Here is a 14111-nt window from a genome sequence, read left to right as displayed (position 1 = left end):
CCGGCGGCTCACCGCACCGCGCCCCACGCGGCCCCGGCGCCACCGCCACGCCGCCGCGTCCCCCGCGCCGTGCACCGTTCCGTTCGCGTATCCGAGGTATCCGAGAGGCCACGCCTGTGTCCAGCACGCCCATCGACCCCGCCGAGACCGCCCCACCCGCCCCACCCGCCGTGGCCGCCCCGTCCGGCTCCCCCGGCGTCACCGCGCCCCCCACGGCCGCCGACGACGCGGCCCGGGAAGCCCGGGGAGAGGGAGCGGGAGGGGAGAAGGACGGGGAAGGGGGCGGCCCGCTGGGGCGCGAGCGCGCCCACCTCGTCGCGTCCCGGGCGGCGCTGCGGGCGATGCGCGAGGACGCGCAGGCCCTCGACATCCGCGACGTCACCGCGAACTGGGTGAACGCGGCCGTGCTGGAACGGCAGCTCGACGAGCGGATCAAGTCGCTCGCCGACCTCGCCCACACCCCGCTCTTCTTCGGGCGGCTCGACTACCTGCACGCGCCCGGCGCCGAACTGGCCGAGGGCGCGGGCGGCGAGCGGTTCTACATCGGGCGCAGGCATGTGCACGACGCGGACGGCGACCCCATGGTGATCGACTGGCGGGCCCCGGTGTCGCAGCCGTTCTACCGGGCGTCGAAGAAGGCCCCGATGGACGTGGGGCTGCGCCGCAGGTTCGGCTACACCGGCGGCGACCTCACCGCGTACGAGGACGAGCACCTGTCGGACCCGCGCGAGACCGAGCGCACGAGCAAGCTGCTCCAGCAGGAGATCGAGCGCCCCCGCGTCGGCCCGATGCGCGACATCGTGGCGACGATCCAGCCGGAGCAGGACGAGATCGTCCGCTCGGGCCTCACCGGGTCGGTGTGCGTGCAGGGCGGTCCTGGCACCGGCAAGACGGCGGTCGGGCTGCACCGGGTCGCGTATCTGCTGTACGCGCACCGGGAGCGGCTGGCCCGCACCGGCACGCTGATCATCGGGCCCAACGCCTCCTTCCTCCGCTACATCGAGCAGGTGCTCCCCGCCCTCGGCGAGCTGGACGTGCGCCAGGCCACCGTCGCCGACCTCGTCGCCCAGGTGCCGGCGGACGGCGTGGACGGGGCGCCCGCCGCGCTGGTCAAGGGGGACGCGCGGATGGCCGAGGTGTTGCGGCGCGCCCTGCGCGCCCAGGTCACGCCGCCCGCGGAGCCACTGGTCGTGGTGCGCGGCTCGCGGCGCTGGCGGGTGCCCGCGTACGAGCTGGAGGAGATCGTCTCGGAACTTCAGAACCGCGACATGCGTTACGGCGCGGCCCGTGAGGCGCTTGCGCAGCGCATCGCGCACGCCGTGCTGGTGCGGATGGAACAGGCCGGGGAGGCGCCCGACGACCGGGTGCAGGACGCGGTCGCGCGCAGCGCCCCGGTGAAGGCCGTGGTGAAGGCGGTCTGGCCCGCGGTCGACCCGGCGAGGCTGGTGCTGCGGCTGCTGTCCGACGCGGACTTCCTCGCCGAGCACGCGAAGGGCGTCCTCACCCCGGACGAGCAGCGCACGATCCTGTGGGCGAAGCCGCCGCGGAGCGTGAAGTCGGCGAAGTGGTCGGCGGCGGACGCGGTCCTCGTGGACGAGGCGTCCGACCTGGTCACCCGCACCCACTCGCTGGGGCACGTCGTGCTCGACGAGGCGCAGGACCTGTCGCCGATGCAGTACCGCGCGGTGGGCCGCAGATGCAGCACGGGCTCCATGACGGTGCTCGGCGACCTCGCGCAGGGCACGACGCCGTGGGCCACCCGCGGCTGGGACGAGGCGCTGCGCCACCTCGGCAAGGAGGACGCCGTGGTGGAGGAGCTGACGGCGGGCTTCCGGGTGCCGCGCGACGTCATCGCGTACGCGTCGCGGCTGCTGCCGTCGATCGCGCCCGGGCTCGCGCCCGTGGCCTCCGTAAGGGAGTCGCCCGGGGCGTTCGCGGTACGGCGCGCCGACGGCGGCGGGCTGACGGCGGCGGTGGTCGCGGCCTGCGGCGAATCGCTCCTGCGGGAGGGTTCCACCGGGCTGATCGCGGCGGACGCGCGCGTGCCCGCGCTCGCCGCGGCCCTGGACGAGGCCGGGCTGCCGTATCTGGGCCCGGGCGAGGAGACCACACAGGAGGCCAGGCTGACGCTGGTGCCCGCCTCGCTCGCGAAGGGCCTCGAATACGACTACGTGGTCCTGGACGAGCCGTCGGCCGTCGTGGCGGGCGAGCCCGACGAGCGCACGGGGCTGCGCCGCCTCTATGTGGCGCTCACGCGCGCGGTGTCGGGCCTCGCCGTGGTCCACGCGGACCCGCTGCCGCGCGAACTGGGCTGACGGGGGCGGCGCGGCCCGGGTGGACCCGGGCCCTCAGCCGGTCCCGCCGTCGACGGCGGCCCGCCAGCGCCGCACCGCGTCCGCCGACACCGGGGCGCTCCAGCCGCCGGGGCGGGCTGCGGTACCGATGTGGAACGCGTCGAGGCCGCCGTCGAGCAGCGTCGGTACGTGGCCGAGCCGCAGGCCGCCGCCGACGAGGAGGCGCGGCGCGTGCTCCCGCGCGCCGGGCCGCCCGGCCTCCGCGAGCAGCGTGGGCAGGCCGTGCTCGACCCCGGCGGGAGAGCCCGCGGTCAGGCAGGTGTCGAGGCCGGGCAGCGCTGCGAGCTGCTCGCGCAGCTTGTCGCGGTCCGCGGCGTGGTCGATGGCGCGGTGGAACGTCCAGCGGCAGCCGTCCAGCGCGCCGACGACCGCTTCGAGCGCGGGCAGGTCCGCCTCGCCCGCGTCGGTGAGGAAGCCGGCGACGAACTCGTCCGCGCCCGCCGCGCGCAGGGCGCGCGCACGGTCCTTCAGCTCGGCGATCCCCTCGGGACCGCCCGCCGAGAAACCCTCCGAGACGCGGAGCATCACCCGCAGCGGGATGTCGACGGCGGCCCTGATCGCGGCGAAGGTCCCGAGGGAGGGCGTGAGGCCGTCGGCCGCCATGTCGGCGACCAGTTCGAGCCGGTCGGCGCCCCCGGCAGCGGCGGCACGTGCGTCCTCGGGGTCAAGGGCGATCACCTCAAGGACGGCGCGCTTGCTCATGGGGCCCCTTCGTCGGTCCGGGTTCGCGGCCAATCTACAGGTCTAGTCCAATACTCCGGGGCGTGGGGCACCCGCGTGTATGCCCGGACGGCGACACGCGCGTGTGGGAGGCGACGCGCCCCGGGCCGCCCCGGAGCCGAGCCGACGCCGCCGCGGCGCCCCCGGAGCCGAAGGCCCCGTCACGGACGCCGCTTCAGCCCGCGCGGGCGCCGCCTCAGCCATAGATTCAGCCGTAGATGAGGAGGTCGCGCTCCGTCGCTCCGGCGAGTTCGTACCGTGCGCCGACCACCGGGCGGCCCGCGTAGAGCCGTACGAGTGTGGCGCCGGAGCCGAGGAAGCGGGCCGGGGGCGCGTCGCCCGACGCGGCGCCGAGCAGCACGGGCTCGTCCTGGTCGTCGAGGTCGGCGTGGAGCGCGGTGAGCCCGCGCGCCCTGGTCAGCCTGCCGAGGAGCGCGAGCGCGTCGGGCAGGGCGTCCCCGCCGTAGCCGCCCGGCCGCCCGAGTGCGTCCTGCACGTCGCCCACGTGCACCCACTCGCCGAACGCGATCCCGTCCAGCGGGCCGCCCGCCGCGCGGATGGCCGCCCCGGCCCCGGTGAGCCCGCGCTCCAGCTCGGCGAGCAGCCGCTCGTGCGGCCAGTCGGCGCGCTCCGCGATGTCGCGGTCGTTGCCCTCCGGTGTGAACGCGGCCTCCTCCACACGGTCCTCAAGCACCCGGTTGAGCGCGGCCGAGCAGTGCGCGACGACATGCCGGACGGTCCAGCCTGGACACGCCGTATAACGCGCGAGTTCGCGCTCGCCGCACTCCCCGAGCAGCGGCATCAACACCTCGCGTCCGGCGCCCAGCAGCCGGGCGGGCAGTTCCGGGTCACGCTCGTCACGTGCGTTCAGTACGTCTCGTACATCAGCGGTCATACGAACACGCTAGGCCCTCCCCTCCGCTCCCCGCCGGAACCGCCCCCATCGGCATCCCGCCGACTGGCGCGGGCCCGCGCCGGAATTCCCTTACGCGCGTGTGCGGACGAGCAGGATCTAGGGTGGCCCCATGTCCGCGAACTCCCGGGAGCAGACGGGCGCGCGCGAGCCGCGTGCGCGGTGGTGCGCGGCGCTCCTCGCCGTCAGGGGCCCCGGGCCCGACCCCGCGCCGTACGCCGAGCGCCTGCTCGCGCGCTGGGCAGAGCCGCAGCGCCGCTACCACGACACGGCACACCTGGTCGCGGTGCTCAACCGCGTGGACACGCTCGCGCGGTACGCGCGGCGGCCCGACGTGGTGCGGCTCGCCGCGTGGTTCCACGACGCGGTCTACCGCCCCGACCGCTCCGAGAACGAGGTGCGGTCGGCCGCGCTCGCGCGGCGCGCGCTCACCGAGGCCGGGATGGACGAGGCGAGCGTCGCCGAGGTGGTGCGGCTCGTGCTGCTGACGGCGCGCCACGACCCGGCGCGGGACGACCCGGACGGCGCGGTGCTGTGTGACGCGGATCTCGGCGTGCTCGCGGGGTCGCCCGCCGCGTACGCGGCCTATGCGGCGGCGGTGCGCGAGGAGTACGCGTTCGTGCCCGACGAGACGTTCCGCCCGGCGCGCGCCGACGTCCTGCGCGCGCTGCTCGACCACCCGGCCCTCTTCCACACCCCGTACGCCCACGAGCACTGGGAACGGGCCGCCCGCCACAACGTCGCCACCGAGCTGGCGCTGCTCGTCGGCTGAGCACGGGCACCGGGTACCGGCCGCCGGGCACGGGCCGCCGGGCACCGGGCGCCGACGAGCGCGCGTGCGCACGCCGCCCTGTCACGCTCGCTTCCGCGAGCCCCCGGTTTTTCCCAGAGAGCGGCGCCAACGGGAATGCAGGGGAATCGCCCATCCGTTCTTGGTGTCATGCCCACCCGCTCTGCGTCGGTCTCCGGCGCCCGGATGCCCCTCGCCGTCTACGTCCTCGGTCTCTCCGTCTTCGCCCTCGGTACCAGCGAGTTCATGCTGTCCGGCCTGCTTCCCCACATCGCCGACGACATGAACGTCACCATCCCGCAAGCGGGCCTGCTGGTCTCGGCGTTCGCCATCGGCATGGTCGTCGGCGCGCCCGTGCTCGCCGCCGCCACCCAGCGGCTGCCGCGCCGCGCCACCCTCCTCGCCCTCCTGGCCGTCTTCGGGCTCGGCCAGGTCGTCGGGGCCCTCGCGCCCAGCTACGAGGTCCTGTTCGCGTCCCGCGTGGTCAGCGCCCTGGCCTGTGCCGGGTTCTGGGCGGTCGGCGCCGCGGTCGCGATAGCCACCGTGCCGCTGAACGCACGCGCCCGCGCCATGGGCGTGATGATCGGCGGCCTGTCGATAGCCAACGTGCTGGGGGTGCCGCTCGGCGCGCTGCTCGGCGAGGGCCTCGGCTGGCGCTCCGCGTTCTGGGCGGTCGGCGCCGCGTCGGCGATCGCGTTCGCCGGTGTGCTGACGCTGATCAAGCCGATACCGCTGCCGGAGCGGCACCCGCGGCTGCGTCAGGAACTGACCACCTACCGCGAGCCGCAGGTGTGGCTCGCGGTGGTGATGACCGCGCTCGCGGGCGGCGCCGTCTTCTGCTGCTTCAGCTATCTGTCGCCGCTGCTCACCGATCTCGCGGGGCTCGACGAGGGCATGGTGCCCGTGGTGCTCGGGCTCTTCGGGATCGGCGCGCTCGCGGGCACCACGGTCGGCGGCAGGATCGCCGACGCCCATCTGTTCGGTGTGATCCTCAGCGGCATCACGGGCTCCGCGGTGCTGCTCGCGGCGCTCGCGCTCTTCGGGCAGAACGCGCCCGCCGCCGTGGTGCTGTCCTTCCTGCTCGGCTTCACGTCGTTCTTCACGGCGCCTGCGCTCAACGCGCGCGTGTTCAACGTGACCGGCACCGCGCCCACGCTCGGCGGCGCCACCGCCACCTCGTCGTTCAACATGGGCAACACCGGCGGGCCGTGGATCGGCGGCCTCGTCATCGACGCGGGCCTCGGCTACCGGGGCACGGCGTGGGCCGGTGCCGTGATGGCGCTCGCGGCCCTCGCCGTGGTGGCCGGATCGCTGGCGCTGCGGCGTCGGCGCGGCGGCGACGGAGGGCGCCCCAGCACGGTCGTCGCGTCCTCCGAGCAGGCCGCGGAGGTGGCAAGGGAGCACACCCCAAAGCCCGCGCCGCAGCCCGCCGCCGACTGAGCGGGCGCGTGCCGGGTCACGCCGCCGACGCCGTACGATCACCGGCATGCGTGTGATGGGCGGGGACGAAGTGGCCGAGGCCGTCGCGAGCGCCGTGCGTGTCCTCGAAGGGCAGCCGCCCGAGGCCGGGGACTCCCGGGAGACCGCGCGCGCCGCGCGGCGGCTGGCCGCCGAACTCCTCGCCCTCACCACCCTGCTCGTCGACCGGGACGCCCGCCCGCCGCGCCCCTCGGACGCCGGAGCAGCTCCCGCGCGGATGGTCGAGACGGCCGGAGGGCTGCTGGCCGCCGCGGTACGCGCCGCGCCCGCGGGCACCCGCTACGTGCTCACCGGCGGCGCCTGCGACGACGCCTCCGGCCTCGCCGCGGAGGGCGTGGCCGAGGCGCTGCTCACCGCGCACACCGTGGCCCGCTCCCACGGGGCGGCGTTCGAGCCGCCGGACGGCCTCGCCGAGGGCGTGCTGACCCGGCTGCACCCGCGCGCCGCCCCCGGGCACCCGCCCTGGCCGACGCTGCTGTGGGCCAGGGGGCTCGGCGCCCTCCCGGGGCGCGACCCGGTCCCCGACACCACGCCCCGCCACCCGCTGCGTATCCCCGCGGAGCGCGTCGCGCTGTACGAGGCCACCGTCGCGGCCGCGTACGACCTCAGCCTCGGCGGCGACGGCGGCTTCGAGTGGCTCGGCGGCGGCCCCTACGGCGGCACCAGGGAGGCCGCGGGGATGGTGGCGCGCGCGTACGAGGCGGGCGTGCTGCTGCCCGGCTGGGGCCTGTACGTCGTCGTACGGGAGGCGGACCGGCTCGCGGTGGGCGGCATCGGCTTCCACGGCGCGCCCGACGCGGACGGCGAGGCCGAGATCGGCTACGACCTGGTGGCACGCGCGCGCGGGAACGGCCTCGCGACGGACGCGGTGCGCGCGCTCAGCGACTGGGCGCTCGCCCAGGACGGCGTGGGGCGGCTGCTGGCCACCGTCGCACGCGACAACGCGCCCTCCCACGCCGTGCTCGAACGCGCCGGCTACCAGAGCCTCGGCGAAGCGGGTCCCGACGGGACCGGCATGACCGCGTACGAGTTCAAGGGCTAGGCACGCCACGAGGCGCCCGTCCAGGGCCGCTCACGCCCGCCCGCGGCCCACGCGCCACAGAACGGCCCCGCAGCGGCTGGGAGCGCCCCCACGCCCCGGAACGGGCCCCTCCACGCGCCTCCCGGGCCCTCAACGGCCCCCGCCGCGCCTCAGCCCCACCCGTGCCTCACGCGCCAGGACAGGCCGCCCCTCACGGCCCCGGGCGGCCCTTGCGGCGGCGCAGCCCCGCCGCGGTGAGCAGCCGTACCACCTCGCGGCTCGACACCTCCACGGCGCCCGCGCGCACGGCGTCCTCGTAGCGGTGCGACGGGAGGTCGTAGTGGTCGCGTTCGAAGGCGCGGTCGAGGACCCCGATAGCGCGGGCGAACGCGCGCAGTTCGGCGTAGGAGGCGTCGCTGACGAGGTGCGACCAGAGGCGGCCGTGCCCCGGCCACACCGGGGGGTCGATGTAGACGGTCACGCGCCGCCCCCGAGCGCCGTGTCGAGCCTGCCGACCTCCGCGACCCGCACGCCCGCGCGCGTGCACACCCACTCCGGGTCGGGGCCGAGTTCCGGCTCGACCTCCAAGGCGTGCGGCTCGTCGTGGCAGACCGGGCACAGCGGCCAGCGGCCGCGGTGTTCGAGCAGCGAGTCCTGTACGTCCTGGGCGACCAGGCCCGCGATGAACGGGGCGCCCTCCGGCCACTGCCCGAGCCACCAGCGCCGCTCGCGCACCGAGTCCTCGACCAGCGAGACCACTTCGGCGGTGGCCGCCCCTGACGCGCTGACGTCCGCGATGATCCTGGCCCGCGCCGCGTGCAGCGTCGCCTCCAGGGCGGGGATGTCGTCGGATGACTCCTGCATGCGTCCATTGTGCGCGGCCGGGGCGGAAACACGAGGGGCCGGTGCCGGGGGGGCACCGGCCCGCCCGTGCGTGGGGGGCGCCGATGCGCGGGGTGCGCATGCGCGCGGGTGCGCCTTACGCGTGGGGCCGCCCCTACGCGGGAAGCGCCGGTTCGCGGAAACCTCGCGTGCGCCAGGCCCGCCTGCGCGCTCGGGCGCGGATGCGCCGGAGGCGGCCCGTGGGGATGGCGGTGCGCGCGTACGAGGCGGGCGTACTGCTGCCCGGCACGCGGGAACCTCCCGTGCACCAGGCCCGCCTGTGCACAGGAAGTACCCCATGCCCGGGGAGCACCCGCACGCGGGGACCGCCCGTACGCGCGGAGTACTCGCGCGCGGAGACACCGGTGCGCGCGAAACGCCCGTACCCGGGGACCGCCGTGTACCCGGCCCGCTCGCACACGCGGAGCGCCCGAGCGCGGGGACATCGATGCGCGGGTTGCGCCCCATGTCCGGGGGCCGCCCATGGCTGTCCGGGGACCGCCCATGTCCGGGGGCCGCCCGTGTTAGGGGACCGCCGTGTACCCGGCCCGCCCGTACCCACGGAGCGCCTACACGCGGGAGAAGCACCCGTACGCGCGGCCGCCCCCATGCGCGGAGCCCCCGAGCGCGGGAAGCGCCGCTGCACGCGGCCCGCCCCCGCCCGCACGCCGGTACGCGAAAAGCACCCCTGCCCGGAAACCGCCCCTGCAAGGAAACCGCCCCCGCGAGGAAGGCACCCCTGCGAGGGAACCGTTCCGCGCGGGAAGCGCCCGTTCCCGCGCCGTTCACTCCTCGCCATGTCGGGGCGCGCCGTCCGCAGGGGGTTGACCGGTCGAGGGTGTGAAAATATGTTTCGGAGGGTGAGCAATGACGTGAAGGAAATTTTCCTGGGGGAGGCAGGGCCCCCGCCCGCCGCCCTCGCCGCCAAGGTGCGCACGCTCGCCCCGTCCATGACCCGCTCCATGCAGCGCGTCGCCGAGGCGGTCGCGGGAGACCCGGCGGGCTGTGCCGCGCTCACCGTCACCGGGCTCGCGGAGCTGACCGGCACCAGCGAGGCCACCGTGGTGCGCACCGCCCGCCTCCTCGGCTACCCCGGCTACCGCGACCTGCGCCTCGCGCTCGCCGGGCTCGCCGCCCAGCAGCAGTCGGGCCGCGCGCCCGCGGTCACCGCCGACATCGCCGTCGACGACCCCATCGCCGACGTCGTCGCGAAGCTCGCCTACGACGAGCAGCAGACCCTCGCCGACACCGCGGCCGCCCTGGACACCGTGCAGCTCGGCGCGGCCGTGGGCAGCCTCGCCGCCGCGCGCCGTATCGACATCTACGGCATCGGGGCGTCCAGCCTGGTCGGCCAGGACCTCGCACAGAAGCTGCTGCGTATCGGGCTCGTCGCCCACGCGCACGGCGACCCGCACCTCGCCATCACCAACGCCGTCCAACTGCGCGCGAAGGACGTCGCCATCGCGATCACCCACTCCGGCACCACGGGCGACGTGATAGAGCCGCTGCGCGTCGCCTTCGAGCGGGGCGCGACGACGATAGCCATCACGGGCCGCCCCGACGGTCCTGTCTCCCAGTACGCCGACCACGTGCTGACCACCTCCACGGCCCGCGAGAGCGAGCTGCGGCCCGCCGCCATGTCGTCCCGCACCAGCCAACTGCTCGTCGTGGACTGCCTGTTCATCGGGGTCGCCCAGCGCACCTACGAGACGGCCGCGCCCGCGCTCTCCGCCTCGTACGAGGCCCTGGCGCACCGGCACAGCACCCGGGGCGCGGGGGGCCGCTGAGCCCACGCCCCGCCCCCATGCCCCGCCCCGCGCGCACGCCGGCGCGCACCCGCCCCCCAAGGCGTCGTACGCTCCCTCGCACCCCGCTCACCCCTCCCACCCCCTCGCCCCTCCCACCTCTCCCGTCTCACCCCTCTCCCCCGCCGCCCGGCACCTCTCCACCCCTCTCCACTCCTCTCCACCCCTCCCCTCATCCGGCGCACCCCGCGCCGTCCCGTACCACCGCGATGCCACCGCACACCGCACCGAAAAGAGCCGCACGCCATGACATCCACCGACGGCCCCACCGCGGACGAACCGGCCGCCCCCACCCCCTACGGCGAGCTGCGGGACCAGCTCGCGACGCTGACCACCGAGGCGTTCAGGCCCGATCTTGCCGAGATCGACCGGCTGCCCACTGAGGAGATCGCGCGGCTGATGAACGGCGAGGACGCCACCGTGCCCGCCGCCGTCGCCACCCAACTCCCGGCGATCGCCGCCGCCGTCGACGCGACGGCCGCCCGTATGGCGCGCGGCGGGCGGCTCATCTACGCGGGCGCGGGCACCGCGGGCCGCATGGGCGTCCTCGACGCCAGCGAGTGCCCGCCGACCTTCAACACGGACCCGGCCGACGTGATCGGGCTGATCGCGGGCGGTCCCGGCGCGATGGTCACCTCGGTGGAGGGCGCGGAGGACTCTCCTGAACTGGCCGCGAGCGATCTGGACGCGTTGGCCGTCGGGGAGCGTGACACCGTTGTCGGAGTCTCCGCGTCGGGGCGCACCCCCTACGCTGTCGGCGCCGTCCGGCACGCGCGGCGCCTCGGCGCGCTCACCGTCGGGCTCTCCTGCAACGCGGGCAGCGCGCTGGGTGCCGCCGCCGAGCACGCCGTCGAGGTCGTCGTGGGGCCCGAACTGGTCACCGGCTCCACCCGGTTGAAGGCGGGCACCGCGCAGAAGCTCGTCCTGAACATGCTCTCCACCATCACCATGATCAGGCTCGGCAAGACGTACGGGAACCTGATGGTGGATGTGCGCGCCTCCAACGACAAGCTGCGCGCCAGGTCGCGGCGGATCGTCTCGCTGGCGACCGGCGCCCCCGACGGCGCCATCGAGGCCGCGCTGACGGCGACGGGCGGCGAGGTGAAGGACGCCATCCTCACCATCCTCGGCGGTGTCGACGCGGCCACCGCGGCGCGGCTGCTCGCGGAGGCCGACGGGCATCTGCGGGAGGCGCTGGCGGGCGCGGGCCCCACGCGCTGAACTCGCACCGGCGCACGCCGGGGCGCCGGGGCCCGGTCTCCCGGCGCGCCCGGCGCCCCGCCCCCCCCGGCGGTCTCAGCGGCCCTCGGGCGCCTCCCCCCAGCCGGTGCGGCGGGCGCCGGGGCCCCACTCGGGAAGGGGCTCCTCGCCCCAGGCGCCCGCGGGGTGCCCCGCCCACGGGTCGGCGGCGGGGGGCCGTCCGGCGCGAGGGTCGGCCGCGCCCGCGGGCCAGGGGGCGGCGGTGCGCTCGCCCCTGGCGGCAGTCGGCGGCTCGATCGGGTAGTCGGCGCGGGGCGCGGCCCGGTGCTCGGCGCGCTGCTCCGACGGCGCCTGCTGGGCCGCGGGTGCGGCGGACGCCGAAGCCGCGGCCGACTGCTCGCCGCGCAGATACGCCTCCCACGCCGCGGTGCCGCTGCGGGTGCTGCCGGCCGGTGCCCGGGGCCCGTCCTTCGCCGCGGCGCGGGCGCCGCCGTGCGCCACCATGAGCGCCGCGAGCGCCCCGAGGCCGAGCAGCAGCGCGAGCAGCGCGACCACGAGCACGGCCATGGACGGCGCGAGGGTGTGCCGCAGCGCCGAGTTGAGCGTGTCGCCGCGCGCTCCCGAAGGCACCAGGCGCATCGCCGCGAGCGCCGCCGCGGCCACGGCCCCGACGAGCAGCGCCGCCGCCGCGCCACGCGCGGTGCACAGCAGCCGCGCCGCGGCGCCGAGGCCCAGCAGCGCCACGGCCACGAACAGCGCGAACAGGGCGCCGCTCATGCCGGACCCGAGCAGCGGGAACGCCAGCACCGCGCAGAGCAGGAGCGCCCCGGCGGCGGGCGCGCGCAGCAGCAGCGGTGCGCCGTCGTCGCGCCGTGCGCGCTCCGCGCTCGCCGGGGCGGGCGCCTCCTCGGGCTCCGGCGGCTCGATGCCGGACAGCGGCGCGTAGGGCGTGGGCGGCCCCACCGACCTGGTGACGGTGCCCGCGTCCTGGCCGAGCCGGCTGATGAGCTGCGCCAGTTCCTCTACGGAGCGGGTGCGGGCCGCGTAGCTGATGGCCTCGTCGGCGGCGCGGGCGTCCTCGGGGGTGCGGTGCAGCAGGGTGACCAGCCTGCTGACGTCGTCCACGGGACGGTGCTCGGTGGCGGTGCGGATCGCCTCGTCGGCGGCGTCGGTCGAGTGCGGCGGGCGGCTGAGCCGTTCCACCAGCTCGGTGACGTCGTCGACGGAGCGTTCGAGCGCGGCGGCCTTGACCGCCTCGGTGGCGACCCTCGCGTGCGCGGGCGACTCGTCCAGCAGGGTGATCAGGCGCAGCACCTCGTCCAGCGGCCGGTTGGCGATGATGCTGTGCGTCAGCCGGTCCACGGGCGCCACCCCGAGGTCGTCGCTGCCGCCGCCCGCCGCCTCGGCCAACGCCTCGGCCGGCTCGGCGGGTTCCCCCTCGTCCCCCCGCGCGTGCGGGTGCGCGCCCGGCGCGCGCCCCTCCGCCCGCGCCCGGCCGTCCTGCGGCGCGGCCTCGTCACGCGGCGGGTGCTCGTCGTACGGGGGCTGTGCCGCGGGCGGGGCGTGGCCGCCCTGCCGCGCCCGGGCCTCGGCGCCTATTCGGGTCTCCCCGTGGCCCTGCGGCCCCGCCTCACGCGCGGCCGGCTCCCCCATGTCCTCGAAGAGGACCGGATCGCCCACGTGGGGCAGTTTCTCGGGGTCGAAGGATTCGATGGTCATGTTCGTGTACTCCCAACGTCATGGAAACGCTGTCGTCGCTCCACGCGTGCGGATACGTACGCACAGCATTCGTAACCCGCGCCGTGCCCCTCCGCCACCGGACGGGGACCGGGGCGGGGGGCGGCGGGCGGCGGCGCCGGGAGTGGACGCGTGCCGCGCCTCAGGCGAGCAGCGGCAGCCGTCCCACGAGCTTGGTGACGCGGTTCCTCGGCCCGACGAGGGAGACCGCGTGGTACGTCAGCTCCTGGTGCGGGGTGGCGGCGAGGGCGGCGAGGTAGTCGTCGTAGACGCGGGCGGTCTGCGCGGGGCCCGGCATGTCGACGACGAACAGGTCGGGGCGGGCGGCGGCGCGTTCGCGCAGGCCGTGGAGGGTCGCGGCGTCCGCGGCGAGGATCGAGCAGCCGGCCCACGGCAGGCCGGGGTGGGTGTTGCCCGAGCCGTCCTCGCCATGGCCCGCGAGAAGTTCCGGCCTGGCCTTGCCGACGGCCGCCGCGACACACACGGCCGCGTTCACCGCGCGGCCCGCGGGCAGCGCCTCGTCCACCACGACGACCCACTTCACCGGGGCGCTGCGGGTGGACAGATCGGTGCGCACACCCTCGTCACGCCCCGGCTCGCGCCCGCTCCCAGCAGTCTCTGTCTGTACGCTCATACGGCCCGACGCTAGGCACACGTACGCGCTCTGAGAAGTCGTTCCGAACGTCCTGCGCGACAATGGCGGTATGACCGAACTTGATGCGACGGACTGGGCCCTGCTGCGGGAGTTGCAGAACGATGCACGGCGGACCAACCGCGAACTCGCCGCCAGGACGGGCGTCTCCCCCTCCACCTCGCTCGAACGGGTGCGCGCGCTGCGCACGCGGGGGGTGATCAGCGGCTACCATGCGGCGCTCGATCTGGAGGCGGTGGGCCGCTCGGTGCAGGCGCTGATCGCGGTGCGGGTGCGGCCGCCGTCCCGGCCGGTGATCGAGGGGTTCCGGGAGTGGGCCTCGCGGCTGCCCGAGGTGATCGGCCTCTTCGTGACCGCGGGCCCCCATGACTTCCTGCTGCATGTGGCGGTGCCCGACGTGGGCGGCCTGTACGCGTTCGTCATCGACCGGCTCACGGAGCGCCGCGAGGTCGCGGACGTCCAGTCGACGACGGTGTACGAGCACGTCCACCCCCGCCCGCTGGCCCCGCCGCCCGGCACCTGAGACCGCCCGGCACCGCAACGGACACCCGGCACCCG

The 14111-nt window shown here is 76.2% G+C and carries 13 protein-coding genes; 7 read left to right on the top strand and 6 right to left on the bottom strand.

The features are described 5' to 3' along the window. Window positions 1–341 precede the first annotated feature (341 nt). Window positions 342–2315: a HelD family protein gene (locus ACIBIW_RS20265; protein ID WP_399338391.1), complete on the top strand. Its 1974-nt coding sequence runs from the start codon at window positions 342–344 to the stop codon at window positions 2313–2315. 33 nt (window positions 2316–2348) lie between these two features. Here ACIBIW_RS20265 and ACIBIW_RS20260 read toward each other — a convergent pair whose 3' ends face one another. Both ACIBIW_RS20260 and ACIBIW_RS20255 read right to left on the bottom strand, forming a co-directional pair. Continuing rightward, window positions 2349–3056, bottom strand: a complete 708-nt coding sequence (locus tag ACIBIW_RS20260) for a copper homeostasis protein CutC (protein ID WP_399337996.1) — start codon at window positions 3054–3056, stop codon at window positions 2349–2351. Window positions 3057–3282: 226 nt separating this feature from the next. Next, the gene (locus tag ACIBIW_RS20255; protein WP_399337994.1) at window positions 3283–3969 is read right to left on the bottom strand and encodes a maleylpyruvate isomerase family mycothiol-dependent enzyme; all 687 of its coding nucleotides are present in this window, start codon (window positions 3967–3969) and stop codon (window positions 3283–3285) included. Window positions 3970–4099: 130 nt separating this feature from the next. On the opposite strand from ACIBIW_RS20255, the gene ACIBIW_RS20250 reads away from it, so the two are divergent. The 3 genes from ACIBIW_RS20250 (at window position 4100) to ACIBIW_RS20240 (ending at window position 7298) form a co-directional block, all read left to right on the top strand. Next, complete coding sequence (locus ACIBIW_RS20250; RefSeq protein ID WP_399337992.1) at window positions 4100–4759, top strand: hypothetical protein; 660 nt, start codon at window positions 4100–4102, stop codon at window positions 4757–4759. A gap of 204 nt (window positions 4760–4963) precedes the next feature. Next, entirely contained in the window at window positions 4964–6217 is a 1254-nt protein-coding gene (locus ACIBIW_RS20245) for a Cmx/CmrA family chloramphenicol efflux MFS transporter (protein ID WP_399338389.1), read from the top strand. A 46-nt stretch (window positions 6218–6263) separates the two neighbouring features. Further along, window positions 6264–7298 carry a GNAT family N-acetyltransferase gene (locus ACIBIW_RS20240; protein WP_399337990.1) on the top strand — a complete coding sequence of 345 codons (1035 nt, stop codon included), beginning with the start codon at window positions 6264–6266 and terminating at the stop codon, window positions 7296–7298. Window positions 7299–7488: 190 nt separating this feature from the next. On the opposite strand, the gene ACIBIW_RS20235 is transcribed toward ACIBIW_RS20240, so the two are convergent. Then, the gene (locus ACIBIW_RS20235) at window positions 7489–7758 is read right to left on the bottom strand and encodes a DUF4031 domain-containing protein (RefSeq protein WP_399337988.1); all 270 of its coding nucleotides are present in this window, start codon (window positions 7756–7758) and stop codon (window positions 7489–7491) included. Beyond that, window positions 7755–8141, bottom strand: a complete 387-nt coding sequence (locus tag ACIBIW_RS20230) for a hypothetical protein (RefSeq protein WP_399337986.1) — start codon at window positions 8139–8141, stop codon at window positions 7755–7757. The genes ACIBIW_RS20235 and ACIBIW_RS20230 overlap by 4 nt, the downstream gene beginning before the upstream one ends. Before the next feature lie 878 nt (window positions 8142–9019). Here ACIBIW_RS20230 and ACIBIW_RS20225 point away from each other — a divergent pair. Both ACIBIW_RS20225 and murQ read left to right on the top strand, forming a co-directional pair. Further along, window positions 9020–9946: a MurR/RpiR family transcriptional regulator gene (locus ACIBIW_RS20225; protein WP_399337984.1), complete on the top strand. Its 927-nt coding sequence runs from the start codon at window positions 9020–9022 to the stop codon at window positions 9944–9946. Window positions 9947–10210: 264 nt separating this feature from the next. Next, a complete protein-coding gene (gene murQ, locus ACIBIW_RS20220; RefSeq protein ID WP_399337982.1) occupies window positions 10211–11185 on the top strand; it encodes an N-acetylmuramic acid 6-phosphate etherase in 975 nt (324 codons plus the stop codon). Window positions 11186–11260: 75 nt separating this feature from the next. On the opposite strand, the gene ACIBIW_RS20215 is transcribed toward murQ, so the two are convergent. Both ACIBIW_RS20215 and ACIBIW_RS20210 read right to left on the bottom strand, forming a co-directional pair. Then, window positions 11261–12883, bottom strand: a complete 1623-nt coding sequence (locus tag ACIBIW_RS20215) for a hypothetical protein (RefSeq protein WP_399337980.1) — start codon at window positions 12881–12883, stop codon at window positions 11261–11263. A gap of 160 nt (window positions 12884–13043) precedes the next feature. Continuing rightward, complete coding sequence (locus tag ACIBIW_RS20210) at window positions 13044–13535, bottom strand: DUF2000 domain-containing protein (RefSeq protein ID WP_399337978.1); 492 nt, start codon at window positions 13533–13535, stop codon at window positions 13044–13046. 70 nt (window positions 13536–13605) lie between these two features. Between ACIBIW_RS20210 and ACIBIW_RS20205 the strand changes: the two genes are divergently transcribed. Then, complete coding sequence (locus ACIBIW_RS20205; protein ID WP_399337976.1) at window positions 13606–14076, top strand: Lrp/AsnC family transcriptional regulator; 471 nt, start codon at window positions 13606–13608, stop codon at window positions 14074–14076. Window positions 14077–14111 lie beyond the last annotated feature (35 nt).

The sequence above is a fragment of the Streptomyces sp. NPDC050560 genome (assembly GCF_044457285.1).
Lineage (GTDB): Bacteria > Actinomycetota > Actinomycetes > Streptomycetales > Streptomycetaceae > Streptomyces.
This window is presented reverse-complemented; position numbering and strand designations above follow the sequence as displayed.

Coding starts and splice junctions, on each gene's coding strand:
- ACIBIW_RS20240 (WP_399337990.1), top strand. CDS start 6,264: ATGCGTGTGATGGGCGGGGACGAAGTGGCCGAGGCCGTCGCGAGCGCC.
- ACIBIW_RS20265 (WP_399338391.1), top strand. CDS start 342: ATGCGCGAGGACGCGCAGGCCCTCGACATCCGCGACGTCACCGCGAAC.
- ACIBIW_RS20205 (WP_399337976.1), top strand. CDS start 13,606: ATGACCGAACTTGATGCGACGGACTGGGCCCTGCTGCGGGAGTTGCAG.
- ACIBIW_RS20250 (WP_399337992.1), top strand. CDS start 4,100: ATGTCCGCGAACTCCCGGGAGCAGACGGGCGCGCGCGAGCCGCGTGCG.
- ACIBIW_RS20245 (WP_399338389.1), top strand. CDS start 4,964: ATGCCCCTCGCCGTCTACGTCCTCGGTCTCTCCGTCTTCGCCCTCGGT.
- murQ (WP_399337982.1), top strand. CDS start 10,211: ATGACATCCACCGACGGCCCCACCGCGGACGAACCGGCCGCCCCCACC.
- ACIBIW_RS20230 (WP_399337986.1), bottom strand. CDS start 8,141: ATGCAGGAGTCATCCGACGACATCCCCGCCCTGGAGGCGACGCTGCAC.
- ACIBIW_RS20215 (WP_399337980.1), bottom strand. CDS start 12,883: ATGACCATCGAATCCTTCGACCCCGAGAAACTGCCCCACGTGGGCGAT.
- ACIBIW_RS20210 (WP_399337978.1), bottom strand. CDS start 13,535: ATGAGCGTACAGACAGAGACTGCTGGGAGCGGGCGCGAGCCGGGGCGT.
- ACIBIW_RS20255 (WP_399337994.1), bottom strand. CDS start 3,969: ATGACCGCTGATGTACGAGACGTACTGAACGCACGTGACGAGCGTGAC.
- ACIBIW_RS20260 (WP_399337996.1), bottom strand. CDS start 3,056: ATGAGCAAGCGCGCCGTCCTTGAGGTGATCGCCCTTGACCCCGAGGAC.